28 protein-coding genes are annotated in these 25,981 nt (G+C 69.2%); 16 read left to right on the forward strand and 12 right to left on the reverse strand.

Annotated features, from left to right (window positions below):
- Positions 1-50: 50 nt before the first annotated feature.
- Positions 51-899: an SDR family oxidoreductase gene (locus ACVKN3_RS10540; RefSeq protein WP_354515222.1), complete on the reverse strand. Its 849-nt coding sequence runs from the start codon at positions 897-899 to the stop codon at positions 51-53.
- A 7-nt stretch (positions 900-906) separates the two neighbouring features.
- Between ACVKN3_RS10540 and ACVKN3_RS10545 the strand changes: the two genes are divergently transcribed.
- From ACVKN3_RS10545 to hemE, 4 genes are read left to right on the forward strand one after another with little or no spacing between them, the layout of a single operon-like run.
- On the forward strand, positions 907-1,437 hold the full coding sequence (locus tag ACVKN3_RS10545; RefSeq protein ID WP_285404447.1) for a shikimate kinase: 531 nt from the start codon (positions 907-909) through the stop codon (positions 1,435-1,437).
- Positions 1,437-2,504 (forward strand): 3-dehydroquinate synthase, encoded by a 1,068-nt coding sequence (aroB, locus tag ACVKN3_RS10550; protein ID WP_285404445.1) that lies wholly within the window; start codon positions 1,437-1,439, stop codon positions 2,502-2,504. Before ACVKN3_RS10545 ends, aroB begins: the two co-directional genes overlap by 1 nt.
- 42 nt (positions 2,505-2,546) lie before the next feature.
- Positions 2,547-2,810 (forward strand): WGR domain-containing protein, encoded by a 264-nt coding sequence (locus ACVKN3_RS10555; RefSeq protein ID WP_285404443.1) that lies wholly within the window; start codon positions 2,547-2,549, stop codon positions 2,808-2,810.
- A complete protein-coding gene (gene hemE / locus ACVKN3_RS10560) occupies positions 2,800-3,873 on the forward strand; it encodes a uroporphyrinogen decarboxylase (protein WP_354515225.1) in 1,074 nt (357 codons plus the stop codon). Before ACVKN3_RS10555 ends, hemE begins: the two co-directional genes overlap by 11 nt.
- Positions 3,874-3,999: 126 nt before the next feature.
- On the opposite strand, the gene ACVKN3_RS10565 is transcribed toward hemE, so the two are convergent.
- The 6 genes from ACVKN3_RS10565 to ACVKN3_RS10590 form a co-directional block, all read right to left on the reverse strand.
- Positions 4,000-4,512, reverse strand: coding sequence for a tetratricopeptide repeat protein (locus ACVKN3_RS10565; RefSeq protein WP_036140336.1), 513 nt, complete (start codon positions 4,510-4,512; stop codon positions 4,000-4,002).
- A gap of 4 nt (positions 4,513-4,516) precedes the next feature.
- Positions 4,517-6,850 carry a penicillin-binding protein 1B gene (gene mrcB, locus ACVKN3_RS10570; RefSeq protein ID WP_285404438.1) on the reverse strand — a complete coding sequence of 778 codons (2,334 nt, stop codon included), beginning with the start codon at positions 6,848-6,850 and terminating at the stop codon, positions 4,517-4,519.
- Positions 6,851-6,947: 97 nt separating this feature from the next.
- Positions 6,948-7,781, reverse strand: a complete 834-nt coding sequence (locus ACVKN3_RS10575) for an SDR family oxidoreductase (protein ID WP_354515227.1) — start codon at positions 7,779-7,781, stop codon at positions 6,948-6,950.
- A gap of 5 nt (positions 7,782-7,786) precedes the next feature.
- Positions 7,787-9,520, reverse strand: coding sequence for a hypothetical protein (locus ACVKN3_RS10580; protein ID WP_354515229.1), 1,734 nt, complete (start codon positions 9,518-9,520; stop codon positions 7,787-7,789).
- Between the two features lie 72 nt (positions 9,521-9,592).
- Complete coding sequence (purT, locus tag ACVKN3_RS10585) at positions 9,593-10,774, reverse strand: formate-dependent phosphoribosylglycinamide formyltransferase (RefSeq protein WP_285404431.1); 1,182 nt, start codon at positions 10,772-10,774, stop codon at positions 9,593-9,595.
- A 48-nt stretch (positions 10,775-10,822) separates the two neighbouring features.
- Entirely contained in the window at positions 10,823-11,200 is a 378-nt protein-coding gene (locus tag ACVKN3_RS10590) for a DUF423 domain-containing protein (RefSeq protein WP_354515230.1), read from the reverse strand.
- An 80-nt stretch (positions 11,201-11,280) separates the two neighbouring features.
- Here ACVKN3_RS10590 and ACVKN3_RS10595 point away from each other — a divergent pair, with 80 nt between their 5' ends.
- Both ACVKN3_RS10595 and ACVKN3_RS10600 read left to right on the forward strand, forming a co-directional pair.
- Positions 11,281-11,898 carry an SCO family protein gene (locus tag ACVKN3_RS10595; protein WP_354515231.1) on the forward strand — a complete coding sequence of 206 codons (618 nt, stop codon included), beginning with the start codon at positions 11,281-11,283 and terminating at the stop codon, positions 11,896-11,898.
- Complete coding sequence (locus tag ACVKN3_RS10600) at positions 11,895-12,344, forward strand: copper chaperone PCu(A)C (protein WP_354515233.1); 450 nt, start codon at positions 11,895-11,897, stop codon at positions 12,342-12,344. Before ACVKN3_RS10595 ends, ACVKN3_RS10600 begins: the two co-directional genes overlap by 4 nt.
- A gap of 16 nt (positions 12,345-12,360) precedes the next feature.
- On the opposite strand, the gene ACVKN3_RS10605 is transcribed toward ACVKN3_RS10600, so the two are convergent.
- Both ACVKN3_RS10605 and ACVKN3_RS10610 read right to left on the reverse strand, forming a co-directional pair.
- Positions 12,361-12,837, reverse strand: coding sequence for a TlpA family protein disulfide reductase (locus ACVKN3_RS10605; RefSeq protein WP_051938655.1), 477 nt, complete (start codon positions 12,835-12,837; stop codon positions 12,361-12,363).
- Positions 12,834-14,105 carry a YihY family inner membrane protein gene (locus ACVKN3_RS10610; protein WP_354515235.1) on the reverse strand — a complete coding sequence of 424 codons (1,272 nt, stop codon included), beginning with the start codon at positions 14,103-14,105 and terminating at the stop codon, positions 12,834-12,836. Before ACVKN3_RS10610 ends, ACVKN3_RS10605 begins: the two co-directional genes overlap by 4 nt.
- A gap of 83 nt (positions 14,106-14,188) precedes the next feature.
- On the opposite strand from ACVKN3_RS10610, the gene wrbA reads away from it, so the two are divergent.
- The 4 genes from wrbA (at position 14,189) to ACVKN3_RS10630 (ending at position 17,465) form a co-directional block, all read left to right on the forward strand.
- Positions 14,189-14,791: an NAD(P)H:quinone oxidoreductase gene (gene wrbA / locus ACVKN3_RS10615; RefSeq protein WP_036140321.1), complete on the forward strand. Its 603-nt coding sequence runs from the start codon at positions 14,189-14,191 to the stop codon at positions 14,789-14,791.
- Positions 14,788-15,147, forward strand: a complete 360-nt coding sequence (locus ACVKN3_RS10620; protein WP_354515238.1) for a DUF2069 domain-containing protein — start codon at positions 14,788-14,790, stop codon at positions 15,145-15,147. The genes wrbA and ACVKN3_RS10620 overlap by 4 nt, the downstream gene beginning before the upstream one ends.
- Before the next feature lie 111 nt (positions 15,148-15,258).
- Positions 15,259-16,902, forward strand: coding sequence for an acyl-CoA dehydrogenase family protein (locus ACVKN3_RS10625; protein ID WP_354515240.1), 1,644 nt, complete (start codon positions 15,259-15,261; stop codon positions 16,900-16,902).
- 77 nt (positions 16,903-16,979) lie between these two features.
- A complete protein-coding gene (locus ACVKN3_RS10630; RefSeq protein ID WP_036140315.1) occupies positions 16,980-17,465 on the forward strand; it encodes an asparaginase domain-containing protein in 486 nt (161 codons plus the stop codon).
- Positions 17,466-17,478: 13 nt separating this feature from the next.
- Here ACVKN3_RS10630 and ACVKN3_RS10635 read toward each other — a convergent pair whose 3' ends face one another.
- The 3 genes from ACVKN3_RS10635 to sufT all read right to left on the reverse strand — a co-directional run bounded on the left by ACVKN3_RS10635 (position 17,479) and on the right by sufT (position 22,141).
- Positions 17,479-18,831, reverse strand: a complete 1,353-nt coding sequence (locus tag ACVKN3_RS10635; RefSeq protein ID WP_285404418.1) for a S8 family serine peptidase — start codon at positions 18,829-18,831, stop codon at positions 17,479-17,481.
- Positions 18,832-19,513: 682 nt separating this feature from the next.
- Positions 19,514-21,367, reverse strand: a complete 1,854-nt coding sequence (locus ACVKN3_RS10640; RefSeq protein ID WP_354517325.1) for a M4 family metallopeptidase — start codon at positions 21,365-21,367, stop codon at positions 19,514-19,516.
- A 216-nt stretch (positions 21,368-21,583) separates the two neighbouring features.
- Entirely contained in the window at positions 21,584-22,141 is a 558-nt protein-coding gene (gene sufT / locus ACVKN3_RS10645; RefSeq protein WP_354517327.1) for a putative Fe-S cluster assembly protein SufT, read from the reverse strand.
- Between the two features lie 191 nt (positions 22,142-22,332).
- Between sufT and ACVKN3_RS10650 the strand changes: the two genes are divergently transcribed.
- The 6 genes from ACVKN3_RS10650 (at position 22,333) to ACVKN3_RS10675 (ending at position 25,980) form a co-directional block, all read left to right on the forward strand.
- Positions 22,333-22,788 carry a hypothetical protein gene (locus ACVKN3_RS10650; RefSeq protein WP_354517329.1) on the forward strand — a complete coding sequence of 152 codons (456 nt, stop codon included), beginning with the start codon at positions 22,333-22,335 and terminating at the stop codon, positions 22,786-22,788.
- Positions 22,789-22,982: 194 nt separating this feature from the next.
- Positions 22,983-23,501, forward strand: a complete 519-nt coding sequence (locus tag ACVKN3_RS10655) for an RNA polymerase sigma factor (RefSeq protein ID WP_456991762.1) — start codon at positions 22,983-22,985, stop codon at positions 23,499-23,501.
- Positions 23,498-23,878 (forward strand): hypothetical protein, encoded by a 381-nt coding sequence (locus tag ACVKN3_RS10660; RefSeq protein ID WP_354517332.1) that lies wholly within the window; start codon positions 23,498-23,500, stop codon positions 23,876-23,878. Before ACVKN3_RS10655 ends, ACVKN3_RS10660 begins: the two co-directional genes overlap by 4 nt.
- 5 nt (positions 23,879-23,883) lie before the next feature.
- Positions 23,884-24,462 carry a DUF3106 domain-containing protein gene (locus ACVKN3_RS10665; protein ID WP_285404407.1) on the forward strand — a complete coding sequence of 193 codons (579 nt, stop codon included), beginning with the start codon at positions 23,884-23,886 and terminating at the stop codon, positions 24,460-24,462.
- A 58-nt stretch (positions 24,463-24,520) separates the two neighbouring features.
- Positions 24,521-25,093: a nitroreductase family protein gene (locus ACVKN3_RS10670; protein WP_285404406.1), complete on the forward strand. Its 573-nt coding sequence runs from the start codon at positions 24,521-24,523 to the stop codon at positions 25,091-25,093.
- Complete coding sequence (locus ACVKN3_RS10675) at positions 25,090-25,980, forward strand: 5'-3' exonuclease (protein ID WP_285404404.1); 891 nt, start codon at positions 25,090-25,092, stop codon at positions 25,978-25,980. Before ACVKN3_RS10670 ends, ACVKN3_RS10675 begins: the two co-directional genes overlap by 4 nt.
- Position 25,981 lies beyond the last annotated feature (1 nt).

Here is a 25,981-nt window from a genome sequence, read left to right on the forward strand (position 1 = left end):
GTTCGATGCTAGCACGCCGGTCCGCGCCCTTCCGGGGCGTATCGTCGCGGTCAGCCGGCAAGCAGCGCGGCATAGCCGGCACGTGCGTCCGGCCACCGGCAGCGGAAGCCGGACGCGCGTAGCAAAGCATTGGACAATCGCTTGTTGCCGATGCCGGCTGGCCCGGGTCCTTCCGCCGGCACGGGCACGCCGAGCAATCCGGCCAGGTGGTCATACAGCACGTCGATCGGCAGCGGCGTATCGTCCACGCCGACGTACACGGGCGCGGGGTCGGGCAGCGACAGCACCAGCGCCAGCACGGACGCCGCGTCGTCCACATGGATGCGGTTGGCATACACACCCTGGCCACGCGGTACGCGGGCCTGGCCTTCGCGCAACCGCTCGAACAATTGCGTGCGCCCCGGCCCGTACAAACCGGCCAGACGCAGGCTCACGCCGCCCACCCCTCGCGACGCCAGCCACTGCTCGGCGTCGCGCATGATGCGACCGCTGAACGCCCCGGGCGCGACGGGCGTGGTTTCATCCACCCAGTCGCCACCGTGTTCCCCATAGACGGCCGAGGACGACACGAACACCGTGCGCCGCGGCGGAACCGGCAACGCATCGACCATATGGCGCAGGCCGTCGACGTAGAGGGCCCGATAGGCGTCCTCATCGCGGGCATCGGGCGCGGCGGCGTAGATCAGCGCGTCCACCGCCGGCATGTCGCGCAGGGTGGCTGGCTGCGTCAGGTCGCCCCGCAACCAGCGGATACCGTCGGCTTCAGCGGCCTCGCCCCGGCGCAGGGCGAACACCTGATGCCCGTCGGCGAGCAGTTGCCTGGCCACGCGACGGCCCACGTCGCCCGCGCCGGCGACCAGCACGCTCTCGTACCTCTCGGGGTGGCTTGTTGCTAGCATGCTTGCGATGAATCCTTCGCCCAACCTGTTCCTGGTCGGCCCCACGGGGGCCGGCAAGACCACGATCGGACAGCGCCTCGCGGCGCATTACGGCCTGCCGTTCGTCGATCTGGATGTCCAGATCGAAGCGCGGCTCGGCACGACCCTTGTCAGCCTCTTCGAACGCGAAGGCGAGGCGGCGTTTCGTGCGCTGGAATCCGCGCACCTGGACGAGTCTAGCCGCGCCGACGGCGTCGTGCTCGCCACCGGCGCCGGCGCCGTGCTGGACGCCGGCAATCGTGATCGGCTGATGTCGCGCGGCACCGTGTTGCTGCTGTCGGTCGACGTCGCCGAGCAGTTCGATCGCCTCGCGCACGATACCGCCCGCCCGATGATCGCCGGCACCGACCGCCGCGGGCGACTGGAAGCCCTCGCAGCCGAACGCAACGCCCTGTACGAAGAGGTCGCCGACCTCATCTTCCACGGGCGCCACGAGCACGTGGACGCCGCCGTGCCGCGCGCCGTCGCCCTCCTCGACCGTCACTGGAGACGCCCCTGATGGAAACCGTCGACGTCGACCTTGCCGGTCGCAGCTACCCTGTATGGATCGGCCCCGGTCTGCTCGCGGACAGCGAGCGCTGGCGATCGATGATCCGCGGGCGCCACGTGCTGGTGGTCAGCAACACCACCGTGGCTCCGCTGTATCTCGATGCGCTGGCGCAGGGCCTGGACGGCCTGCGCTGGGCGTCCTACCTGCTCGACGACGGCGAGACGCACAAGACCTTCGCCAACATCGGCCGCATCCTCGAGGCACTGGGCGAGTTGGGCGCCACGCGTGACGCCTGCATCATCGCCCTGGGCGGCGGCGTGGTCGGCGACATGGCGGGCTTCGCGGCGGCCTGCTGGATGCGCGGCATCGACTTCATCCAGGTGCCGACCACCCTGCTGGCCATGGTCGATTCCTCCGTCGGCGGCAAGACCGGGGTGAACCTGCCCACCGGCAAGAACCTGGCCGGTGCGTTCCACCAGCCGCGCGCGGTGGTGGCGGACACCTATCTGCTCGACACCCTGCCCCAGCGTGAATTCCAGGCTGGACTGGCGGAAGTCGTCAAGGGCGCGGCCATCGGTGATCCCGCGTTCTTCGCCTGGCTGGAAGACCACGCCGACACCCTGGCCACGCGCGAGACCCGTCCCCTGATCGAGGCCATCGCCCGCAAATGCCGGTACAAGGCCGGCGTAGTGGCGCGCGATGAAACCGAACAGGGCGAACGGGCACTGCTGAACCTGGGGCACACCTTCGGGCATGCCCTGGAGACCGCCGGCAACTACAGCGAGATCCTGCACGGCGAGGGCGTGGCCGTCGGCATGGTGCTGGCGGCTCGCCTGTCCGAGCGGCTGGGCATGGCCACTGCCGACGACACGCAACGCCTGGTCACCCTGCTGCACCGCCTGGGCCTGCCCACCGAGCGCTCGCCACGGCATGCACCCACGCGATTGCTGGACCTCATGCGGCTGGACAAGAAGAACACAGCGGGCACGTTGCGCCTGATCCTCTGGCGCGGCATCGGCCGCGCGGAGATCGTGTCCGGCGTCGCCGAAGACGACGTGCTCGCGGTGCTGGGCTGACACGCCTACAATGATCGGCCCTGCGCCAGCCCGGATCGTTCGATGCGGATCTACATGCAAACCCTGCCCGAGGTCGCGACGGAAGCGCCCCGCTACGTCCAGATCACCCTGGAGCAGGACCTGTTCGGCGGCTGGACCCTCTACCGCGAGAGCGGCGTCCAGGGCGGCAAGGCCTCCCTCAAGCGCGAAGTGCATATCGCGCGCGATTCGGCGTTGGCGGCTTTCGAGAAAGCCCGCGACGCCCAACTGAAAAAAGGCTTCAAAGTCATGTTCAGCCAAGGCCAGGAGTCGGCGCATGGTCGCTGACACGCCGCGCAACGATCGTTTCCTCCGCGCATTGCGCCGCGAGCCCGTCGACACCACACCCGTCTGGGTGATGCGCCAGGCCGGCCGCTATCTACCGGAATACCGGGCCACCCGCGCCCGCGCAGGCAGCTTCATGGGGCTGGCCACCAACCCCGAGTATGCGTGCGAGGTCACGTTGCAGCCGCTGGCGCGTTTCGACCTCGACGCGGCCATCCTGTTCTCCGACATCCTCACCATTCCCGATGCCATGGGCCTGGGCCTGTCGTTCGAGCAGGGCGAGGGCCCGCGTTTCGCGCGCCCGGTGCGCGATGCCGCCGCGATCGATCGCCTCGCGGTGCCGGACATGGACAAGGAACTGCGCTATGTCATGGACGCGGTGCGCCTGATCCGCCAGGAACTGGGCGGCCGCGTGCCGCTGATCGGTTTCTCCGGCAGCCCCTGGACATTGGCCTGCTACATGGTCGAGGGCGAGGGCTCGCGCGACTTCGCACGGGTCAAGGCACTGGCGTGGAACGACCCGGCGCTGGCGCACCGCCTGCTGGATACCATCGCGCGCTCGGTCTCGGCCTACCTCATCGCCCAGGCGCACGCGGGTGCCCAGGCACTGATGATCTTCGACACGTGGGGCGGCATGCTCGGCCCCGCACCGTTCCGCGAGTTCTCGCTGCGCTACATGGCGGAGGTGGTGGATGCGCTGAAGGCGGACCCGGTCAGCCGCGAGCTGCCGGTGATCCTCTTCTCCAAGGGTTCCAACGGGCAACTGGAAGCGCTGGCCGACACCGGCTGCGACGGCCTCGGCGTGGACTGGACGATCGACATCGGCGAAGCGCGCCGGCGCGTGGGTGACCGTGTGGCCCTGCAGGGCAACCTCGACCCGGCCGTGCTGCGTGCCTCACCCGAGATCGTGGCACGTGAGGCGCGCGCCGTGCTCGACAGCTTCGGCAACCACCCCGGCCATGTGTTCAACCTGGGTCACGGCATCACGCCGGAAGTCGACCCGGACAACGTCAAGGTGCTGGTCGACACCGTGCACGCCCACGGCCGCACCCTCCGCACGCCGTAAAAGCGGGCGATACGTTACCGTGTAGGAGCCCACGATGTGGGCGATCCGGGCGATCCGGGCACCCGGACCGCATGTCATGCGAAACCATCGCGGACATCGTCCGCTCCTACATGGCCCGATGGCGGGTCAGAACCGGTTGGGGCCCGCGATGTGGCACTTGCCGCCTTCCGCTTTCGCGGCGGTGGCGCCGGCCTGGTCGTCGGCCTGCATGCGCATTTCGTACACCGTCTGCCAGTTGCGGGCGCAGAGGCTGCCCGACTTCGGGCCCATGTCGAACGACTGCTTCGCGAGCTGCTCGGCGCGCGGGAAGTCCTGCATGCGCACGGCCACTTCGGCGCGGTCCTGGATCAGCTCGGGCGCCTGCGGCGCCAGTTTCAACGCCTGGGCGAGCTTGGCGTCGGCATCCGGATACCTGCCGGCGCGCTCGTCGGCCGCGGCGGCCTGCTGCAGGCCCTGCACGCCGGGATCGCGCAACGGCGCGACCTCGATGGCCGACTTCTCGCGCTCTCCGGCGGCGCGGATCTGCGCCACGATGTCGTAGACGGGTTTGCTGGGCCGCGTGGCCTGCGGCGGCGCCGGCTGGCTGCAGGCGGCGACGAGGGTGGCGGCGGCGATGGCGCAGAAACGAAGGCGATGCATGGCGTCAATCCGTAGGATTACTGGGAACGGGCGGTGCGGGCTGCTGGGCTCCGTCGCCACCGCCGAACATACCCTTGAATCGCTGCCAGAAACAGCCCTCTTCCGCTTCGGGCACGTAACCGGACACGAACGGGAACTGTCGCGTGCCTTCGCACGAGGGGTCGGTGCGCTTGCCCGTCTGGGGATTCACGTAAGCCATCTCCAGGCCTTCGCCCGGCGCGGCCGAGCGCGGACGTGTGGGCAGCTTGCGGAACAGCTCCTGCCACACGCGCATGCTTCCCGTGGCGCCGTACAGGCCCGTGGGCTTGTTGTCGTCGCGACCCATCCAGACCACGGCCAGGCGATCGCCGGTGAAGCCGGCAAACCAGCTGTCGCGCTGGCTGTCGCTGGTACCCGTTTTGCCGGCCGCATGCAGCCAGGACAGGCTGGAGTTGCCGATGGCCGCGGCGGTGCCGCCGTTGACCACCTGCTGCATGGCCCAGGTGGTCAGCCGCGCGGCGGTCTGGTACTCACCGTCGCCACCCTTCACTTCGTAACGCTTGATCGCCTGGCCCTTGTTGTCCATGACGCCACGCACGGCCACCAGCGGCAACGCGTGGCCATCGGCGGCGATGTACTCGTACAACTGCGCCACCTGCAGCGGCGACAGGTCGATCGCGCCCAGCAGCAGCGACGGACTGGGATTGACGCCCTCCAGGCCGAACGACTCCAGGAAGCCCTTGATCCGCGGTACGCCCACCTGCATGCCGAGGTTCACCGTGGCGAGGTTCCACGAGTGCACCAGCGCGTCCAGCATCGGCACCTGTCCATGCACTTCGTGGTCGTCGTTCTGCGGCGTCCACGGCGTGCCGTCGGGCTGGCGCATGTTGATCGGTGAATCGTCCACGATCGAGGCCAGCGACCACTTCGACGGCTGCGCCAGCGCCACCAGGTACACCAGCGGCTTGACCAGCGAACCGATGGAGCGGCGGGCATCCAGCGCACGGTTGAAACCCTGCTCCCCGGGATCGCGCGAGCCGACCACGGCCAGCACGCTGCCGTTGGTGGTGTCGGTGACCACGGCCGCGGCCTGCGCGGCGGCACCGCGTTTGCCCAGCGATTTCATCGTCGTGATGATCGCCTGCTCGGTATAGAGCTGCGCGGCAGGGTCCAGCGTGGTGAAGATGCTGAGGCTGCCGTCGCGCAGCGCGGCTTCGTCGAAGTCGGCGGTGATCTGCGAGCGAACCAGCTGCATGAACGCGGGGAAACGGTTATGCGGAAGCTGCGCGTTCGGCGCGATACCCAGCGGGGTGGCCTGTGCGGCCTTCGTCTGCGCGTCGTCGAGCAGGCCGGTGTCGTGGAACTGCTGCAGCACGAGGTTGCGGCGGGACAGCGCGCGATCCGGATAACGACGCGGATCGTAATAGCTGGGGCCCTTGACCAGGCCGATCAGCAGGGCGATTTCCTGCGGGCGCAGGTCTTCCAGGCGGCGGCCGAAGAAGAACTCGCCGCCGGCGGCAAAGCCGTGCACGGCCTGGTTGCCCTGCTGACCGAGGAACACCTCGTTGACGTATGCCTCGAGGATGCGGCCCTTCGAATAATGCGCTTCCATCAGCAGCGAGAGGATCGCCTCGTTGACCTTGCGCAGCATGGTCTGGTTGCGATCCAGGAACAGGTTGCGCACCAGCTGCTGGGTCAGGGTGGAACCGCCCTGCACCGTGTGGCCCGCGCGCAGGTTGGCGAACGAGGCGCGCGCGATGGCCGAGAAATCCAGCCCGATGTGGTTCTTGAAGTCGCGGTCTTCCACCGCCTGCAGGCCCTGCACGAGCAGCGGCGGCACGTTTTCCAGGCGCACGATGCGGCGCTCTTCCTGCTGCGCGCCGTACAGCGTGGCGATGCGTGCGGGGTCGAGGTGGATCGAGGCGATGGGCTTGTTGTTGGTGTCATCCACCACCGAGGCCACCTGGCCGTCGGCCAGGGCCACGCGGATGCGATGCGGCAGCTCGCCGCCGTCCGGCCCGAAGTACCCGTGCGAGGCAATGACGAAGCGTGAGCCGTTCTTCGAATAGCTGCCCTGCACCTTGCCGGCACCCTCGGCCGTGTAGCCCGCGAAGGTGAGTTCCAGCTCCAGCGCGGCGGGGGTCAGCGCCCTGCCCGTTTCCAGCGGCAGCGGTCGCGCATAGACGCGGGTGGGCACCGCGAACACGAGGTCGTTGAAGCGATCCTGCAGCCGGGCATTGAGGATCAGCGTGTAGGGCAGCAGGAAGCCGAACAGCAGCCCCATGACCAGCCAGAAAGGGATACGCAGCCACGGCCAGGCCGTGCGCAGGAGGGAGCCAAGACGGTTCAGGAAAGCCAACGCGGAAGAGTCCTGCGGAAGGGGGCGGGGACCGATGATAGGGGCAGTTCACCGGCAGTCATCTGAACGGAAGCGGGCAAAGCGAGGGCAAGCAAGGTCAGCGCACCGGCCGCCAGGTCGCCGCGACAGGGCGAAAAGCCCGCGGATGCACGTCGAGCAGCGCTTCCAGGTCGCCATTGTCCGCGATCAGGTCGGCATCCAGCCGGGCGACAGGGCCGCGAATCGCAGGCGAAAGGGCCGCCGCCACGTCGAGTACCACACGCGGCACGGGCACCGGCAACACCAGTCCCCCGGCACTGCGCTGCGTGCGCCGGAACATCTCCGCCGCGGTGATGCGCTCGCCACCGCCAATGGGCAGCGTGCGCCCGCGGGCAGCGGCGGTACCCAGGGCCGCAACGACCGCCGCCGCGATGTCGTCGGCATGCACGGGCTGGCGCTGGCCACGCCCGGGGGGCAGCGGAAACACGTGACGCCGGCGTGCCGATGCCACGATCGGGGTCAGGCTCTTGTCCATGCCCGCGCCGTAGATCAGCGTGGGCCGGAACACCGTCCAGGGCATGCCCCGCGACGCGCAGGTGGCGATCAGGGTGGTCTCGGCATCGCGCAGGCGCCGCGATACCTCGCGCTCCTCGGGCACTGCGGATTCGCGCTTGGTCTCCGCGCTCATCGACGAGGTGGCGATCACGTGCGGCACGCCCGGCAGGCGCATCTCGGCCAGCCAGGCGGCCAGCAGGTCGATCGGCCCTAGCGAGACCACGGCACGCAGCGGCGGCAGGTCGGGCATTCGATCGGGCAACTGGCCACGCACCCAGCGCGCGTCGCCCGGTAGGGGCTGCCGGCTCACCGCCTGCCAGGCGTAGCCGGCGGCCTCGAGCCGGGGAAGCAGGAAGTGTCCGATCTGACCGGAGCCGCCCAGTACCAGTACCGTCATCGCGCTCAGCGTCCCGTCGCAATGCGCTCGTAGGCGCTTTGCAGGCGAGGATCGTCGGGCACGTAGCGGCGCGCGTGGTCCAGGGCCTGGAACGCGCCCTGGCGATCGCCGGCGCTGGAGCGCTGCAACGCGTTGTCGATCAGCGCACTGCCCAGGCGATGGCGCATCTCGCCCTGCGAGGCATCGCCGGGGGCGAGATCGGACATCGTGGCGTAGAGGTCTTCGGCGCGCTTGACGTTGCCGCTAGCCACGGCCTGCTGCATCTGCTTCTCGACCTGCGCGGGCAGGCCCTGCAAGCCCGCGCGTGCCGTGGGATCGTTGCCGTCGATGGAGAGGGCGTTGCGATAGAGGTCGTAGGCGCTGTCGCCGGGCGGGTCCATGATGTCGCCGCGCGATGTGGCGGCCTGTGCACGACGTACCAGCGCGGCGACCCGCGCTTTCTGCTCCGGGCTGACGGCGAGGGACGCCTCGGACGTGTCGTCGTCACCGGCGGCGGCCGCGGGCGCGCCCTGAGCTGCCCGGGCAGTCGGCACGGCAGCATGCGGTGCGCCGGTGTCGCCTCCGCCCAGACGAGCGCGGGCTGCGGCCAACTCGGCCGACTTCGGCGCCAGCTTGGTCGCCTGCTCGAGGAGTTTCGCCGCCTGGGCATCGTCCTCGCTGTCCAGCGCCGCATTGGCCTGCACGATCAGCGCCTGTGCCACCTGGCCCAGACCGGCCTTGGCGGCCGCGTTGTCCGGGTCGACGGCAAGCACCGCCTTGAACCGGGCCAGTGCGGTGTCGTCGCCGTCGCCGGTGAAACGCCCGGCGCGCATGGCGTCGTTGCCTTGCTGGATCAAGGCCGCGGTGGCCTGGTCGTCCTGCTTGCGGGTTTCCGCCAGCGACGCCCGCAGCGACGGCAGGTCGCTGTAGCCCGGGACGAGGATGGCGATGCGATCGACCAGGGCATTGGCCTTGGGCCGGTCGTTGGCGGCGATGGCCTGGCGCGCTTGCGCCGCGAGGGCATCGCCGACCTTGTCCAGGCCGCGCGCCGCCACCGTGTTGTTGCGGTCGGCATCGAGCACGCGGCGATAAAGGGCACCGGCGCCCTCGTCGCCGTCCAGCTGCCCGGCGGCGAAGGCCGCCTGCGCGCGGTCGACCAGCGACGCGGTGCGCCCCTGGGGATTGCGCGCCTGCGACAGTTGTTGCGTCAGTCGTTCCACGTCGCTGCCGCCACCCAGCAGTTCGCGGGCGACATCCAGTGCCGCCTCGGCTTCGTCGAGGTTGCCGGCGGCGAGGGCCGCATCCGCGCGCGCCACCTCCGCCATGCCGACGCGGCGAAGCCCGTCTCTGGCCTGGTCGCTGTCCGGTTGCTGGTCGCGGGCCTTCTCGAACAGTTCGCGAGCGCTGTCGCCCGCGGTACCGTCGAGTTTGCCGGCAGCCAGCGCACGGTTGGCCTGACCGAGGATGTCGTTGAGTTCCGTGGCGGGCATCAGCGTGCGCAGGCGATCCTGCTGTAGCCACAGGCCGGTGACGCCACCGATGAGCACCAGCACCAGCACCGGGATCAGCCAGCCGCGCTTGCGCGGGCGCTTCGGCGGCGGCGCCGTCGGGCCGGGGCGGCGGCGTGGCGTATCCACCACGATATGCGGCAGCCCGTCGTCGACGGGCGGCGCGGGACGGTCGAGGTCGTCCAGCCGCCCGAGGGTCGGCTCGGTGCGACCGCGACGTTCGTGATCGTGGTTGTCTTTGCGTCCGCTCATGGGCGTGGGTCTTACCGGGAAGCGCAGCAGCTTAACATTCGGGCGTGAACGGCCGTTGTCGGGCCCGTGGGCTCAGAGCTCGACGCGGATGCGGCCGGCAGCACGCTTGGCCTTGGCGAGGGCTTCCTCCACGGTGGCGGCACGCGCCAGCGTGACCGCCATGCGGCGACGACCCCGCACCTCGGGCTTGCCGAAGATACGCAGCATGGTGCCTGGCTCCGCCAGTGCCTCGGCCACGCCATGGTAGGTGGGCGCCTGCCCTTCCCCCTCCACCAGCACGGCGCACGACGCGGCGGGCGAGAACGCGTGGATCTCCGGCACGGGCAGGCCGAGGATGGCCCGCGCATGCAACGCGAACTCGGAAAGATCCTGCGAGATCAGCGTGACCAGGCCGGTATCGTGTGGGCGCGGGCTCACTTCGGAGAAGATCACCTCGTCGCCGCGGACGAAGAACTCCACGCCGAACACGCCCCAGCCGCCCAGCGCCGCGGTGATCGTATCCGCCTGGCGCTCGGCGGAGGCGCGGGCCGCGTCGCTCATCGCCTGCGGCTGCCACGACTCGCGGTAGTCGCCGTCTTCCTGGCGATGGCCGATGGGTGGGCAGAACGACACGCCGTCTCGATGGCGCACGGTAAGCAGGGTGATTTCGTAATCGAAGTCGATGAAACCTTCGACGATGACCCGCCCCCGCCCGGCGCGACCGCCGGCCTGGGCGTACTCCCAGGCCGCATCCGCATCCGCCGGCGTGCGCAGCACGCTCTGGCCCTTGCCCGACGAACTCATCACCGGCTTGGCGACGCAGGGCGTGCCGAGCGCGGCCACCGCGTCGACGAACGCCTCGTGCGTATCGACGAAACGATACGGCGAGGTCGGCAGGCCGAGCTCTTCGGCGGCCAGGCGACGGATACCCTCGCGATCCATCGTCAGCCAGGCGGCCTTCGCGGTAGGAATGACCCGCAGGCCTTCTTTTTCCATCGCCACCAGCGTGGGCGTGTGGATCGCCTCGATCTCGGGCACGACGAGGTCCGGCTTCTCCTGTTCGATGAGCGCACGCAGCGCATCGGCGTCCAGCATGTCGATGACATGGCTGCGATGGGCCACCTGCATCGCCGGTGCATTGGCGTAGCGATCCACCGCCACCACCTCGACGGCGAAGCGCTGCAGCTCGATCGCCACCTCCTTGCCCAGTTCGCCGGAACCCAACAGGAGCACCTTGAGTGCATTGGAAGCGTGCGGCGTGCCGAAGGTCGTCATGCGGGAATCCTGGTGAACGTAGGCGTGCATTCTACCGAACGCGCCGCACTACCGAACGCGGCGCAGCGACAGCCCCACGGCGATCCAGCCGACGATAAATGCCACGCCACCCAGCGGGGTGATCGCGCCGGTCCAGCGCGGTGCTCCCAGCGCCAGCGCATAGAGGCTGCCGGAGAACAACACGATGCCGACGGCGAACAGGGCGATGGCGACCGTGCGCGCCCGGCCCGGTGCCAGGCCGACGACGGCCACGAACAGGGCCAGGGCGTGCCAGAAATGGTATTGCACCGCCGTGTGCCAGACCTGCAGGCCGGCCTCGTCCACGATGCCGCGCAGCGCATGGGCACCGAACGCGCCCAGCGCCACGGCGCTGGCGCCGGCCAGGCCGACCAGGAGGGCATAGGTACCGCTGACAGGTTGTCGCATTCGCAAGGTTCCGCGGTCGGGTGCGCCTGATCGCCGGCGCGGGTGGCGTATCCTGCGCAGGATATCCCGCGGAGTGTCGCATGAAGCCGTTCCTTCCCCGCCGGGTCGTGCTGACCCTCCTCGCCTTACTCGCCGTGGTCGCCCTCGGTGGTTGTCAGCGCGAGCCGCAGCCCGAGTGGCGCTTGAACGACGTAGCCGGCCACCTGCCGGATCTCGACTTCAAGCTGACCGACGACAACGGCAAGGCGGTCACCGGTGCCGACTACCGCGGCAAGGTCACGCTGATGTATTTCGGCTACACCCACTGCCCCGATGTCTGCCCGCTGACGCTCACCCAGTTGCACGTGGTGTTGGGCCGCCTGGGCCCCGCCGCCGACAAGGTGCGCATCCTTTTCGTCAGCGTCGACCCCGCGCGGGACACGCCGCAGATCATGCACGACTACGTCAACGCCTTCGACAAGCGCGCGGTCGGCCTGGTCGGCTCGGGCGCGGATGTGGAAGCGCTGGCCAAGCGCTATCGCTCGGCCTTCACCCGCGAGCCGGACAAGGGCGACGGCGCCTACGACGTCAGCCACAGTTCGGCCATCTATGTCTTCGACGCCGCGGGCAAGGCGCGCCTGCTTGCCACGCCGTCGTCCTCGCAGGACGACATGGTCCACGACCTGACCCTGCTCACCTCCCTGGAGCCGCACGCATGACGTTTCGCTCGCTCGCCGCCTCGTTGTTCCTGCTTGTCGCCAGCACCGCCGGCGCCACCGATACGCCGGCGGTGGAAGCCAGCGCGGGTTGGATACGCGTACTACCGGGCAGCCTGCCGGCCGGTGCCTATGTCACCTTCCGCAACCACTCCACCAGCGCGCTGAAGATCGTCGGCGCGGAAAGCGCCGACTACGCGGAGGCGATGATCCACCGCAGCAGCACCGAGGGTGGCATGGGCCGCATGGAGATGGTGGACAGCGTGGACCTGCCGCCCGAAGGCACAGTGTCCTTCACGCCCGGCGGTTACCACGTGATGCTGGAGAAAGCGACGCACGCCGTGAAGCCGGGCGACCGGCTCACCATCACCTTCGAACTGTCGGACGGCAAGAAACTGCCGGCGACGTTCGTCGCGCGGCCAGCCAACGCGACCGGCCCGACGGACTGACCGGCTGACGGCGAGGTCAGCCGCCCTTGGCGATGGCCTCGCCCAGCTTCTCGCCCGTCACCGGCCCGATGAACGTCTTGGCCACATGGCCGTCGGGCGCGATCAGGTACGTGGTGGGCAGGCCCTTGGGCGCGTCGAAATCCTTCGGCGGCGCCGTGACGTCCACCTGCGCGATGGGGTACGACACGGGATGCTTGTCGACGAAGGCCTTGATCTCCTTCGCGTCGGTGTCCTCGAACGCCAGGCCGATGGCGGCGACATCCTTGCGGCTTTTCACGAAGGCCGAAATATCCGGCATTTCCTTGATGCACGGCACGCACCACGTGGCCCAGTAGTTGACGATCACCCACTTGCCCCGCTGCGCGGCAAGATCGAAGGGCTTGCCGTCGAGCGTGACGACCTTCAGTTGCGGGCTGGCGGCCGTGGCGGCCACGACGACCGTGGGCGACACGGCGAGGGCCAGGGCGGCGAACGCAAGGGTGCGCAGGATCATGCGGGGGAATCCTCGATGGAAGCGGGTGCAGGGGTCGGCGGAAACAGGTGGTCCAGGCGCGCGCCCAGGGTGGCGTCGAGCGCTGCCGCCAGGTGGTCCAGCAGCGCCAGCAGGTCGGGTGGCAGCGTAATGCCCATGCGCTCGACCTGCTCGCGCGGATGCAGCGGCAACCGGTATTGCGTGCAGCGATAGACGCGAACCAGTTCGGTCGTATCCAGGCTGCGGCTGAGCAACCAGCCACCGGCCTCGCCGCGCTGGATCATGTCCGCGCGCTGCAGGTCCTCGAAATAGCTGGCGATCGCGTTGGACGGCAGGTAGGGCTCACGCACGCGGATGGTGGCCGGATCGATGCTGTCGCCGCAGCGCTGTGCCTCGACGAAGTGCTGGAGCACCACCAGCAGGCCGATGAACTCCGCACCGTCGGGAAGCGCCTCGGTGGGCAGCACGTACTCGAAGGCGGAGATGGACGCGGCGATGGAGGCACCCAGGATCACGATGATCCACGACAAGTAGATCCACAGCAGGAAGATGGGGATCGCCGCCAGCGCGCCGTAGATTTCCTCGTAGTTGGGCGAGTTGCGAATGAACTGGGCAAAGCCCCAACGGGCGAACTCGAACAGGATGGCGCCCAGCAAGGCGCCGATGGCCGCATGCCGCCACGACACGCGCCGGTTGGGCACCATGGTGTACATCAGCACCAGCGTCACGAAGGTGATGACGAAGGGCAGCAGGCTGATCAGGCGGAACTGCGAGGCGATCTGGTCGGCGGCCGCGTGCAGCATCGGAAACGCAGTGATGTACGACGACAGCGCCAGCCCGCCGACGACGAGGATCGGCCCCAGTGTCAGCGCCGCCCAGTAAAGCAGCAGGCGCGACGTCCAGCCGCGCGGCTTGCGCACGCGCCAGATGCGGTTGAGGCGATCCTCAATGCTGATCATCATCGACACGGCGCTGAACAGCATGACCAGCACGGAGATGCCGGTGAGCTGGCTGGCCTTGTCGGCGAAGGCCATCATGTATTCCTGGATTTTCATGCCGGTGGCTGGCACGAAATTCTGGAACGCATAGGCAGCCAGCGCGCCCCGCCATTCGGCGAACACGGGAAAGGCCGACAGGATGGCGAACACGGCGACCGTCAGGGGCACCAGCGAGACCAGGGTGGTGTACGACAGCGCGCCCGCGGTTTCGAAGCATTTGTCGTCGACGAAGCGCAGCCAGGTGAACCGGGTGAAGCTCAGGGCGCGGTCGCGGTCGAAGCGAAACGGCATGGGGGTCCTTGGATCCTTGTCCCGATGGTTTGGGATCGTGAACAGTTCTGCGAGACTAGTGCCTTCGCAAAGGCACTCAATCCATGTCCCACGACGTCCTCGTACTCTACTACAGCCGTAGCGGGCACACGGCCCAGCTCGCCCGACTCGTCGCCCGAGGCATCGAGGAAGTGCCCGGCATGCGTGCGCGCCTGCGCCAGGTGCCACCGGTCGCGCCGGTGACCGAAACGGCGATGCCGCCCGAGCCGGACGAGGGCGCCCCCTACGTCACCCGCGCCGACCTGGTCGAGTGCGTGGCCCTGGCGATGGGCAGCCCTACCCGCTTCGGCAACATGGCTGCGCCGTTGAAACACTTCCTCGACACCACGGGCGCGGAGTGGGCCTCCGGTGCCCTGGCAGGCAAGCCCGCCGCCGTCTTCACCGCGTCCAGCACGATGCACGGCGGTCAGGAATCCACGCTGCTCACGATGATGGTGCCCCTGCTCCACCACGGCATGCTGATGGTCGGCATTCCCTACACCGAGCCGGCCCTCACCAGCACCACCACCGGTGGCACCCCGTACGGCGCCAGCCATGTCGCCGGCCCTCGCGGCGAGAACGCGATCAGCGAGCACGAGCGCGACCTGTCCCGCGCCCTGGGCAAGCGGCTGGCCGACATCGCCCGCCGGCTCGGCACGCCCGCATGACAAAGCACGCCGCCGGGTGGCCCGCGGCACTGAGCGGCAGCCAGAAGACCGGACTGGCGGCCTGGGCGGCGCTGCTCGCCATCCAGGTGCTCTGGTACACGCTGTATCCCCCCGTCTCGATTCCCACGTGGGTGGCTTTCGCGCTCACGGTGCCGCCGCTGCTGCTGCCGCTGTTGTCGCTGCCCAGGGTGACCCGGGCCCTGCTGTGGGTCGGCATCCTGGCCCTGTTCTATTTCTGCCACGGCGTGGCGGAGGCCTGGAGTTCCATGGGCGACCGCTGGCTGGCCGCCCTGGAAATCGTCGTCACCCTGCTGCTGATCGGCACGCTGGGCGTGGGCGTGCGCCGGCGGGGCTGACAACGCCATCCTCGAGGGCGGCTGGTCGACCGGCATGTTGCGCAGCACATCGACGCGCACGCGCGGTCCGGGCAGTCTGGGGCCTTCGCTCCGTTATCGAGAGACATCACCATGGCATTCGTGCAGGACGCCCCCCGGCTGGCCCAGCCCTATCGCCACGATCGCGTGCTGCGTGCCTGGCTCGCCCAACGCCTGCCACCGGACCGCGCCGCCGCCCTGGAAGGCGATCTTGACGCCCTCGGCGACTACGCGGTCATGGCATGGGAGCGACGGCAACGCACACCGCGCACGGAACCGGTGCTCACCTCATGGGACGCCTGGGGCAACCGTGTCGACCGCATCGCGCTGACGCCGGCGTGGGACGAGGGCCCGACGATGACCACGCGGCATGCGGTGCTCGCCGCCGGCCATGAGCCATCGCCCTGGGCTCGCGCGGAAGCGTTCGCCCGTGTTTACCTCTACCACGTCGCCAGCGAGTTCTATTGCTGCCCGCTGGCGATGACCGACGGCGCCGCGACGGCGATCCGCGGTTCCGGCAACGCTGCGCTGGCGGCACGCGCCCTGCCGCACTTCCTCAGCCGCGACCCGTCCACCTTCTGGCTGTCCGGCCAGTGGATGACCGAGACGCCCGGTGGCTCGGACGTGGGCCGGTCGGAGACCACCGCGCGCCAGGACGCGGACGGGCAGTGGCGGTTGTACGGCCGAAAGTGGTTCAGCTCGGCGGTGGTGGGCGAGGCCGCGCTGGCCCTGGCGCGCCCGGAAGGCGCCGGCACCGGAACCGCGGCGCTCGGGCTGTTCTACGTCGAAACCCGCGACGAGCACGGCGCATGGCGCGGGATCACCATCGACCGGCTGAAGAAAAAGCTGGGCACCCATGAATTGCCCACCGCCGAGATCCACCTCGACGGCCTTCCCGCAACACCGGTGGGACCGGTCGAGCATGGCGTGCGCCAGATTGCGCCGATGCTCAATGTCACGCGTACCTGGAACGCGGTGTGCGCCGTGGCCAGCATGGCGCGCGCGGTGGCGCTCGCCCGTGATTACGCCACCCGGCGGCATGCATTTGGCCGGCGCCTCATCGACCACCCGCTGCATGCGCGCACGCTGGCCGACATGCAGGCCGAGTACGAGGCCGCTTTCGCGCTCACCTTCCACGTGGCCGAACTACTCGGACACGTCGAGCACGACGAGGCCGGGCCGGCGGAGGTCGCCCTGCTGCGACTGCTGACGCCCTTGGCCAAGCTATGGACCGCCAAGGTCGCCATCCGCGTGGTGTCCGAAGCCCTGGAGTGTTTCGGCGGCGCCGGCTACATCGAGGACACCGGCCTGCCGCAGCTGCTGCGCGATGCGCAGGTCTATGCCATCTGGGAAGGCACCACCAACGTGCTGTCGCTGGACATGCTGCGTGCACTGGGTGGCGTCGGCATCGCCCCGCTGCGCACTGCCGTGGCCGGGCTTGCACCCGAGGGCGACGCCACGCGGCGGGCCATCGATCGCGCCCTGGATGCGACCGAGGCGCTGCTCGCGGAGGTCGGCTCCGACCGCTCGTCGCTGGAAGCCTCGGCCCGTGGCATCGCGTTCACGCTCGCGCGCTGCATGGCCGCCGCACTGCTGGCGCGATCGGCGGCTGCCGCGGACGGCGATACACGACCGGCAGCGGCCTGCCGTCGGTTCGTGGCCCGCGGACTGGACCGTCTGTCGTTGCCCGAGAACGACGACGACGCGCTGCTGGCCACGGCGCCCGACCCTGGCTGACGGCAAGGCCGACCCTGAAGGCGGGGCCGGCAGCATGTAAGATGGGCGCCCGTTTCACCCCGCTTCGCAGGTCAACCATGCAGCAACTCACCATCGTCACCACCGGCGGCACGATCGACAAGGTCTACTTCGACGACAAGTCGGATTACCAGATCGGCTCACCGCAGATCGGCGACATCCTGCACCAGCTCGGCGTCGCCTTCCGTTTCGAGGTGATTCCGATCCTGCGCAAGGACAGCCTGCACGTGACCGACGAAGACCGCGCCCTCATGCGCAGCACCATCGAGGCCCAGCCCCATCGCCACGTGCTGGTGACTCACGGCACGGACACCATGGTGGAAACCGCGCACGTGCTGGCCGGCATCCCGGGTAAGGTCATCGTACTGACCGGCGCCCTGAACCCGGCGCGGTTCCAGGGTTCGGACGCCGTCTTCAACATCGGTTGTGCGGTAGGCGCGGTGCAGTCGCTGGCCGATGGTGTGTACATCGCCATGAACGGCCGCGTGTGGGATCCGAAGACCGTCCGCAAGAATCGCGACGCCAACCGCTTCGAAGCGGTGTGATCGCCCGCGCCGGTCAACCACCGGCGCGATCCTCGACAACGGCATCCACCGTCGCCCCCGCATCCATCAGGCCGGCGCCACAGCCCTTCGGGCACGGGCCCGGCAGCGGTCGTGCGTTGTCCACCAGCTGGCGGGTAATGGTATCCACCGCGATGGAAGGGTCGGCCGAACGCATCAGGGCGACCAGGGCGGATACCTGCGGCGCCGCCATCGAGGTGCCGGCGTAGTAGGCCAGCATCGGCCGCTCGCGACCCTGCTTGCCGGCATCGACGGTGGAGAGGATATCGTCGACACCGAAGGCTCCCAGCGTGCCACCCGGCGCGGACAGCGTGACGCCGTCGCCGTGGTTGGAGTAGCGGGCCATCGACCCGTCACGCGCCAGCGCACCTACGCTGACTACCCCGGCGCAGTTGGAAGGCGACACCGCCGAAGCACGAATGCCGTCGTTGCCGGCCGCCGCGACCACCGCCGTACCACGCGAGCGCGCCCCCGCGATCGCTTCCGCCAGCGCTCGTCCACACGCCCCGGCCGTGCGCAAACTGAGGTTGATCACGTCGACCGCCCGGGTGATCGGCGGCACACCCGCCAGTTCGCCGCCGCTGGCCCACGCGATGGCATCCACTACATCGGAGAGCCGCCCACCGCATTTCGCCATGACGCGCACGGGCACGACCTTCGCCTCCGGTGCCACGCCGAGCACGCCGCGGCCATCCGGCGAGCGCGCCACTATCAGGCCGCTGACATGCGTACCGTGCCACGACGACGCCGACGGCTTTTCGGACTTGCACTCACCGGCCTCGTGCCAGTCGCCTTCATCGGTGGGATCGGCATCGCGCCCGTCGCCGTCACGCGCCGCCGCCGCGTCGCTGACGAAGTCGTAGCCGGGCAGCAGCTGGCCATCCAGTTGCGGATGCGCCGTGACGCCGGTATCGAGCACGGCCACCACGGCACCCGCGCCGCGGGTGTAGCGCCACGCCACCTCCGCGTCGATGCCGACGCGCGGGTCGTGCATGTACCACTGCCGGTGCCACAGCGAGGTCAGCCCGCGCGCAGGCGTCACGATCCGATCCTCCTCGACATCGACCACGCCCGGCAACGCAGCCAGGCGCGCCGCATCGCCGTCGCTCACCTCGAACACGTCACCCCCCGAGCCGAGCGACCGCACATGGCGTATGCCACCAGCACGCGCCGCGACGACACGGGAAGGCGATGGCGATATCGACATAGTTCGCACCGCAGTAGCCGCCGACCGCTGACTGTCGAAGTGCACGATGAACTGCGTTGGCGCCGTGTCCACGGCAAGGGACGCAAGCGGATAGATGGCCGCCGCGACGAAGACGAGGGATGAGCGGTAGGGAAAGCGCATGTCGATGTCCTACGAATCGCGGCATGGCCGCGGGTAAGACAACGTAGGTCGATACATCCGTCGCAAACATGCGTTGCCGCCCTTGCGCTTTCGTAGGTGATGCGACCAGCAACTGCGGGACAGGATCGCCGTCGTTGCCGCTACGGCGAGGAGGCGTGGGGGGGGGGGCCCGCGGGGGGGGGGGGGGGGGGGGGGGGGGGGCGGCGGGGGGGGGGGGGGGGGGGCCCCGGCGCCGGCGGGGGGCGGGCCCCCCCCCCCCCCCCCCCCCCCGGGGGCCCCCCCCCCCACGCCTCACTGACGACTGAGGTTGCGTGCCGGGAAAGCTACGCTCGCAGCATCACCCGGAGCGGCTACCCCATAACTTGCGTATCCATTAGACCGGGGCAAGCTCATCTCCCGATGGGGCCCGTATCGTACGAGGTCGCCAACGCCTTGCTCTCCATCCACTCCGCCTCTGTCGTCGCAGAGGTGCTGGGTGGTCACGCTCTGAGCGAGTTCGGCCACTTGTGGCCGCTGCCCGAGCGCAGAGTGTGACCACCCAGCACCTCATCGCCGCGCTCTACGAGCTACGACGGCTTGCGCTTCGGCTTTGGCTTCAGGGGGGTCCCGACCATGCACGAAGAAACAAAAAAAGCCCGAACGTCTCCGCCCGGGCTTTTTTTCCACACTGATCAGACCGTACTTACGGCGTCCACGTCGCCTTCAGCGAAATGCCGGAAAACGTCGAGTAACCGCGAACCTTCACGTAGTACGTGCCCGCCTGGGGCGCGGCGAAGGTGCAGGTCTCGTTGTTGCCCGACACGTAAGGACGGCAGTTGTAGCTGGACGTGGTCGGCGCGGAACCGAACTTCACGTACAGGTCCGCATCGCCGGAGCCGCCGCTGGTCACGATGCTGAGGTTGGACGCACCCGCGGCCACCACCACCGTGTAGCTCAGTTCCGTACCCGCGCTACCGGCCAGGCCGGTCTTGGCCACGCCGTTCTGCAGGGCGGTGCCACCGGTGTTGCCACCGCCGCCCGTCGAGCAGGTCACGCCCACGCCGTTGAAGGCCGTGGCGACATCGGCTGCGGTATAGCCCAGGTCCGTTGCCGCGCTGGCGACACCGCACGCGCCGCTATTGAACGTCGAGCTGGCCGTCCAGTAGAGCGCGTTGGCACGGGCGAACACCTTGAACGCCTTGACCGTGCCCCAGCCGCTGGTCTTGGCCAGCAGGCAGAACGCCTTGTTGTACACGCCCGAGGAGTAATGCACGTCGAGGCCGCTGGTGTATTGGGACGCGTTGTCGATGGACCCACCATCCTGCGACGGCGTGCACATGTAACGCAGCGCGTTGCCGATGCCGGCGCTGGTCTTGACGATGTCCGCGCCGACCAGGAAGTCGTTCGAGCCACGGTCGTAGAACTCCGCGGCTTCACCGGCGATGTCCGAGTACGCCTCGTTCATGCCGCCCGACTGGCCGCTGTACGCGAGGTTGGAGTGCTGCTCGGTATAGCCATGGCTGATCTCGTGCGAGGTCACGTCCAGGGCCACCAGCGGATAGAACGTGCTGGCGCCGTCGCCGAAGGTCATCGAGCTGCCGTCCCAGAACGCGTTCTCGTACGCGTTGCCGTAGTGCACTTTCATGATCAGCACCTGGTTCAGCGGCGCCGCGCCGGTGTACGAGGTGTACATGTCGTGCACCACGCCACCGAAATGGTGGGCGTCGTTGATCGGGCCATAGGCACCGTTCACCGCGTCACCGCTGGAGCCCGCGCTGCAGGTGAAGCTCCACAGCGTGCCGCTGCCGGAGGTCGCCTTCTTCATGTTGTACGACTTCACGTAGGCGTTCTGCGCCGTACAGGTCGTTCCCGACTGGGTCACGCGCAGGGCCGGCTTGCCACCGGCACCCCAGGTGTACTGCCCGGTCTTCTGGTTGCCGCCCGGGCCCGTGGCGTCGATCTCGGCATAGGTCAGGCCTTCCCACTGCTGGATGATCTCGCCGGTGTTGGCGTCGATCAGCGCGGTGGGACGGGTGGGATGCTCGCCGCCGGAGAAGAACGAGGTGAGGTAGACCAGCCGCGCGGGCGCGCCGTCGCCCGGGTAGATGTACAGGTCGGCCTTGGCGTTTTCCGGCTGGACACTGGCCACGCCGGCCAGCGACGGGGCCTGCTTGCTGAGCAGTGCGACGGCACGCGTGCCGTCGATGCGGGGCGCGACCGACGCGATGTCGACCTGAAGGTCGGACGTGACCTCGCCGTTGGCGACCAGGGCATTGCCCTGCCCGTCCTGCTCCACCGCGATGCTGCGGCCGTAGACCGGCACGCCCTTGAAGGTCTGCTGCATGCGGACGGTCTGCGTGCCCTTCACCGTCGGCAATGCCGCCTTGGCGACGAACCCGTTGTCGGCGGACAACCCTAGCCGGGCGGCCAGCTGGTTGGCCGGCACCGCACCCAGGCTCTGGGCGCGAAGCGCCTGTTCCGTGGCGGCCGAAGCGACCGAGGTGGCGGCGATCCCGAGGGATGCCACCAGGAGTTTCAAGCGAACATGACTTGCCATTACGTTCCTCCTCCAGGAATGGGCCGCACGAGGCCGTTGCAGCCGTGAGGACCACATTCCGAACGATATGAATACGCGCCGCAGCGCGCTGCCCGTTTTATCTCGCGACTTCCGGTCCCCCAACCGGAAGTCCTTGCCAACCTAGCGCAAGATTTAGCGATCGACTACCTAGGGATTTCCCTAGGGCGCTGGCGGAAGCGGGCGGGGAGGAGAAGGTCAGAGCATGCCGGTTTCGAGCTTGGCCGCATCCGACATCATCGAATGGTTCCACGGCGGGTCGAACACCAGGTCCACGTCGGCCTCGACGATGGTGGGAATCAGTTCCAGCTTGGTCCGTACGTCGTCGACCAGGATGTCGCCCATGCCGCAACCGGGAGCGGTCAGCGTCATCTTCACGTACGCACGCCGGGCGCCCTCGTCGCCGGACTCCAGGCTGACGTCGTAGACCAGCCCGAGTTCGACCACGTTGATGGGAATTTCCGGGTCGAAGCAGGTGCGCAACTGCTGCCACACCAGTTTCTCCACGTCCTCGTCGGTCGCGCCGTCTTCCAGCTCGATCGGACGCGGCGGCTCCTTGCCCAGCGCGTCGGCGTCGCCGCCCGCGATGCGGAAGAGATTGCCTTCGACATAGACGGTGAAGCTGCCGCCCAGGGCCTGGGTGATGTAGCCGATCTGCCCGGCCGGAAGCGTCACCGTCTCGCCCTGCGGCACCATGACCGCCTGGCAGTCGCGCTCGAGGGTGAAGGGTTCGCTGCTGAGGCTGAAACCGCTCATTGCTGTCCTGTAAAGGCCGCGCCGCGGCCGCAAAGTCGTCGATTATGCGCCGCCGCGCGAGGCGAAGGTAGGCATCCACCGGGATAGGTCGGGGCGCCGGAGGCAGGGCTCAAGAGCGGGCGCCGGCTTGCCCCGCTATGATGGCTTCCTTTTGCCCTACCCGGATGCCATGCGCGACACGACCCCCATCCATGCAGGCTGAGCGCCCGGGTATCGCCGGATTCCTCTTCGGCGTGCTCTGCGCGGCCATGTTCGGCCTGGCCGCCGGCGCGGTGTGGATGCTGCCCTCCATGATGTTCGGCCGGGCACTGCCGGCCCTGGTCCTGCCCGTGGGCTGGGTTCTGGGCGTGGTGGTACGACGCTGGCTGCATGTTCGTGGCCCGGCCGGCGCCCTCCTGGCTGCGGGCGCCACCCTGCTGGCGGCGGCGTACACGGCCTGCCTGGTCGCCGCCGCGACCATCTCCGGCATGATGGGCATCGGCTTCGGCCAGGCCATCGCGGATGCGGGTCCGGGCATGTTGCTGGCCCTGGGCCGCCTTGCCCAGGGGCCGGGGCAACTGGCGCTCTACCTGGCCGGCGCACTGCTGGCCGCGCTGACCGCCTGGCCGCTGCAACGCCGGATCGAACGGCGCCGCCGGCTTTCATAGGCGGTAAATCCACCGACGGCGACTATCCCGCGGTGGACGACCGTCAACCGGCGGTCGATGACCGCGTTTACCGGAGTGAATCTGGCGGTATGGAGCACGAGGATGCGAACAAAGACGACGCGGAGAAGCCCGTGAACGCTTCGCTCGCCCTCGACGGCGCCTCGCTGGCGGATGTGCGCGAGGTGCCGGCCAGCATGGATGCGTTCCTCGCCGGCATCGAGCGTCGCGCCTGGCGCATGGCGGAGATTCATCTGGGCAACCGCGACGATGCCATGGACGCGGTGCAGGACGCGATGCTGCGCCTGGTCCGCCATTATTCGGCCAAGCCCGCCGGCGAGTGGACACCCCTGTTCTGGGGCATCCTGCGCCGCCGGATCGTCGACCTGCAGCGACGCCGAAAGGTGCGCTCGATCGTCGTCGGCTGGATCGGTGGCGGCCGGGACGACGATGGCGACGAACTGCCCCAGTGGGAACCGGCGGACGACGCCCCGGATCCCTCGGCCCGGCTGCAGGACACGCAGGCCTACGGCGACATCGTGACCGCGGTGCGAGGGCTGCCGCGCCGCCAGCGTGAAGCGTTCACGCTGCGCATCCTGGAAGGCCTGGACGTGGCCGAGACGGCGGCGGCGATGGGCTGCTCGGACGGCAGCGTGAAAACCCACCTTTCGCGCGCGATGCATGCGCTGCGCGACCAACTGGAGGCTTGGCGATGAGCCAGCACGATCGATCCCTCGAACGTCGCGCACGGGAACTCTACCTGCGCGCCAGCCGCGACGTGGACCCGTCCACGGCGGGCCGGCTGCGCGCGGCGCGCCGGACGGCGCTGGCCGATCCGCACCCCTCGGTGGCGCGTCGCCTGCTACTGCCCGCCGGCGCCTTCGCCGTGGTGGCGCTGGCCTCGCTGATGATCTGGCAGCCGCAGCCACGCGTCGCGCCGGCCGACAGCGCAGCCGCCATGTCGTCGCGCGACGCGGCACCCAACGACCTGCCGCCGGATGCCGACATCGCCGACCCCGCGCTGTACAAGGACATGCAGTTCTACAGCTGGCTCGCTTATAACGACGCCCCCTCGTCTTCGTCCCGCAAGTGACCGCCATGCGCCGCCTTCCGCTCCTGCTCGCCCTATGCTTCGCCGGCGCCGCACCTTTTGCGGCCACCGCGCAGGACACGCCCCCGCCGGGCGATACGGCGCCGCTGCCCCCGCCGCGCCCGTGGAGCGCGCTGTCCGCGGACGAAAAGGACATCCTTGCCCCGCTGGCCCGCGACTGGGATACCTTTCCGCCGCAGCGCCAGTCGCGGATGCTGGAGAAAGCCCAACGCTGGCGCGGCCTGCCGGCCGATCGTCGCGCCGAGATCCGCGATCGTATCGAGCGCTGGCAGCACATGACCCCGGAAGAGCGTGCCGAGGCTCGCAAGAACCAGCAGAAATTCCAGGACCTGTCGCCGGAGCAGCGCGCACGCCTGCATGACGCCTTCGAGCGCTTCAACAACCTGGGTCCCGACCAGCGCCGCGCGCTGATCGACAAGTGGCGCAATCTCACACCCGAGCAGCGCCGCGACGCGGTGGACCGGATCGGCCCGAACGACATCGTGCCGCCGCCCCCGCCCCACGGTGGCCCAGGCGGTCCCGATGGCCCGGACGGCCATCGCCCGCCTCCGCCGCCGGGTAACTGAGACGGCGGCGACGCAGCCTGTCGCGGCAGGCGAGACCACGCTCCGTTAAACTGGCGCCATGACCGACCCTACCCTGGCTAGCCTCAACGACCGCCGCTCGGTGCCCTCGCGCCAGCTCGGCGAACCCGCCCCCGACGACGCCACGCTGCGCCGCCTCCTCGAGGCCGCCATCCGCGTGCCGGATCACGGCAAGCTCGAGCCCTTCCGCATCCGCGTGCTGCGCGGCGAGGACAAGCTCGCCTTCGGCCGCAAGCTGGCGAAGCTGGCCCTGGACGCCAACCCCGACCTTTCCGACGCGAAGCAGGAAAAGGAACGGCGCCGCTATGAATACGCGCCGCTGGTGCTCGTGGTTTCCGCCCGTATCGACACCGAGAGCAAGGTGCCCGAACTGGAGCAGGACCTCACCGCCGGCTGCGTCGCCTACAACATCCTTCTCGGTGCCCAGGCCCTGGGCTTCGGTGCGCAATGGCTGTCCGGCTGGGCGGCGTACGATCGCGCCGTGGCCAAGCTGCTGGGCATGAAGAAGAACGAGCACATCGTCGGCTTCATTCACGTCGGCACGCCCACGATGGACGCCCCCGAGCGCGATCGCCCGTCGTACGACGACATCGTGAGCGTGTGGTCGCCGTGAGTTCCGATTCGCTCGTCCACCTGGTCGACGGCAGCCTGTACGTCTTCCGTGCGTGGCATTCCATGCCGGACGAGTTCCACGACCACGAGGGCGAATCGGTCAACGCGGTGCACGGCTTCACCCGTTTCCTCTGCGAACTGCTCGAACGCAGCCGCGCGGAACACATCGCCGTGGCCTTCGACGCGTCGCTGACCACCTCGTTCCGCAACGCGATCTACCCCGCGTACAAGGCCAACCGCGACCTGCCGCCACCGCAGCTGGTGCGCCAGTTCGGGCTGTGCCGCGAGGTCTCCGCCGCGTTGGGCCTCACCGTGCTGAACGACCACCAGTACGAGGCCGACGACCTGATCGGCAGTGCGCTGTGGGGCCTGCGTTCGCACGGCTTCCGCGGCGTCATCGTGTCGGCCGACAAGGATTTCGGCCAACTGTTGGGCGAACACGACGAGCAATGGGACTTCGCCAAGAACCTGCGCTGGGGTCCCACCGGCGTGTTCGACAAGCTGGGCGTGCATCCGCACCAGGTGGCCGATTACCTCGCGCTGTGCGGCGACGCCGTGGACAACATCCCCGGCGTGCCCGGCATCGGCGCGAAAACCGCCGCCGCCCTGCTCGCCCATTTCGGCAGCCTCGACGCCATCCTCGATCGCGTCGACGAGGTGCCCTACCTGCGCTTCCGCGGCGCGGCCGCCTGCGCCGTGCGCCTGCGCGAGCACGCCGACCAGGCCCTGCTGTGCCGCCGGCTGACCCGCATCGCCCTGGATATCGCCGTGGCGGAGACGGCCGATGCGCTGAGCCGGCGCCGGGGCGAGGCCGATACCCTCGACGAACTCTGCGAGCGCCTGCGCTTCGGGCCGCTGACGCGTTCGCGCCTGCGTGCGCTGATCTAGC

The sequence above is a fragment of the Luteibacter sp. PvP120 genome (assembly GCF_054055715.1).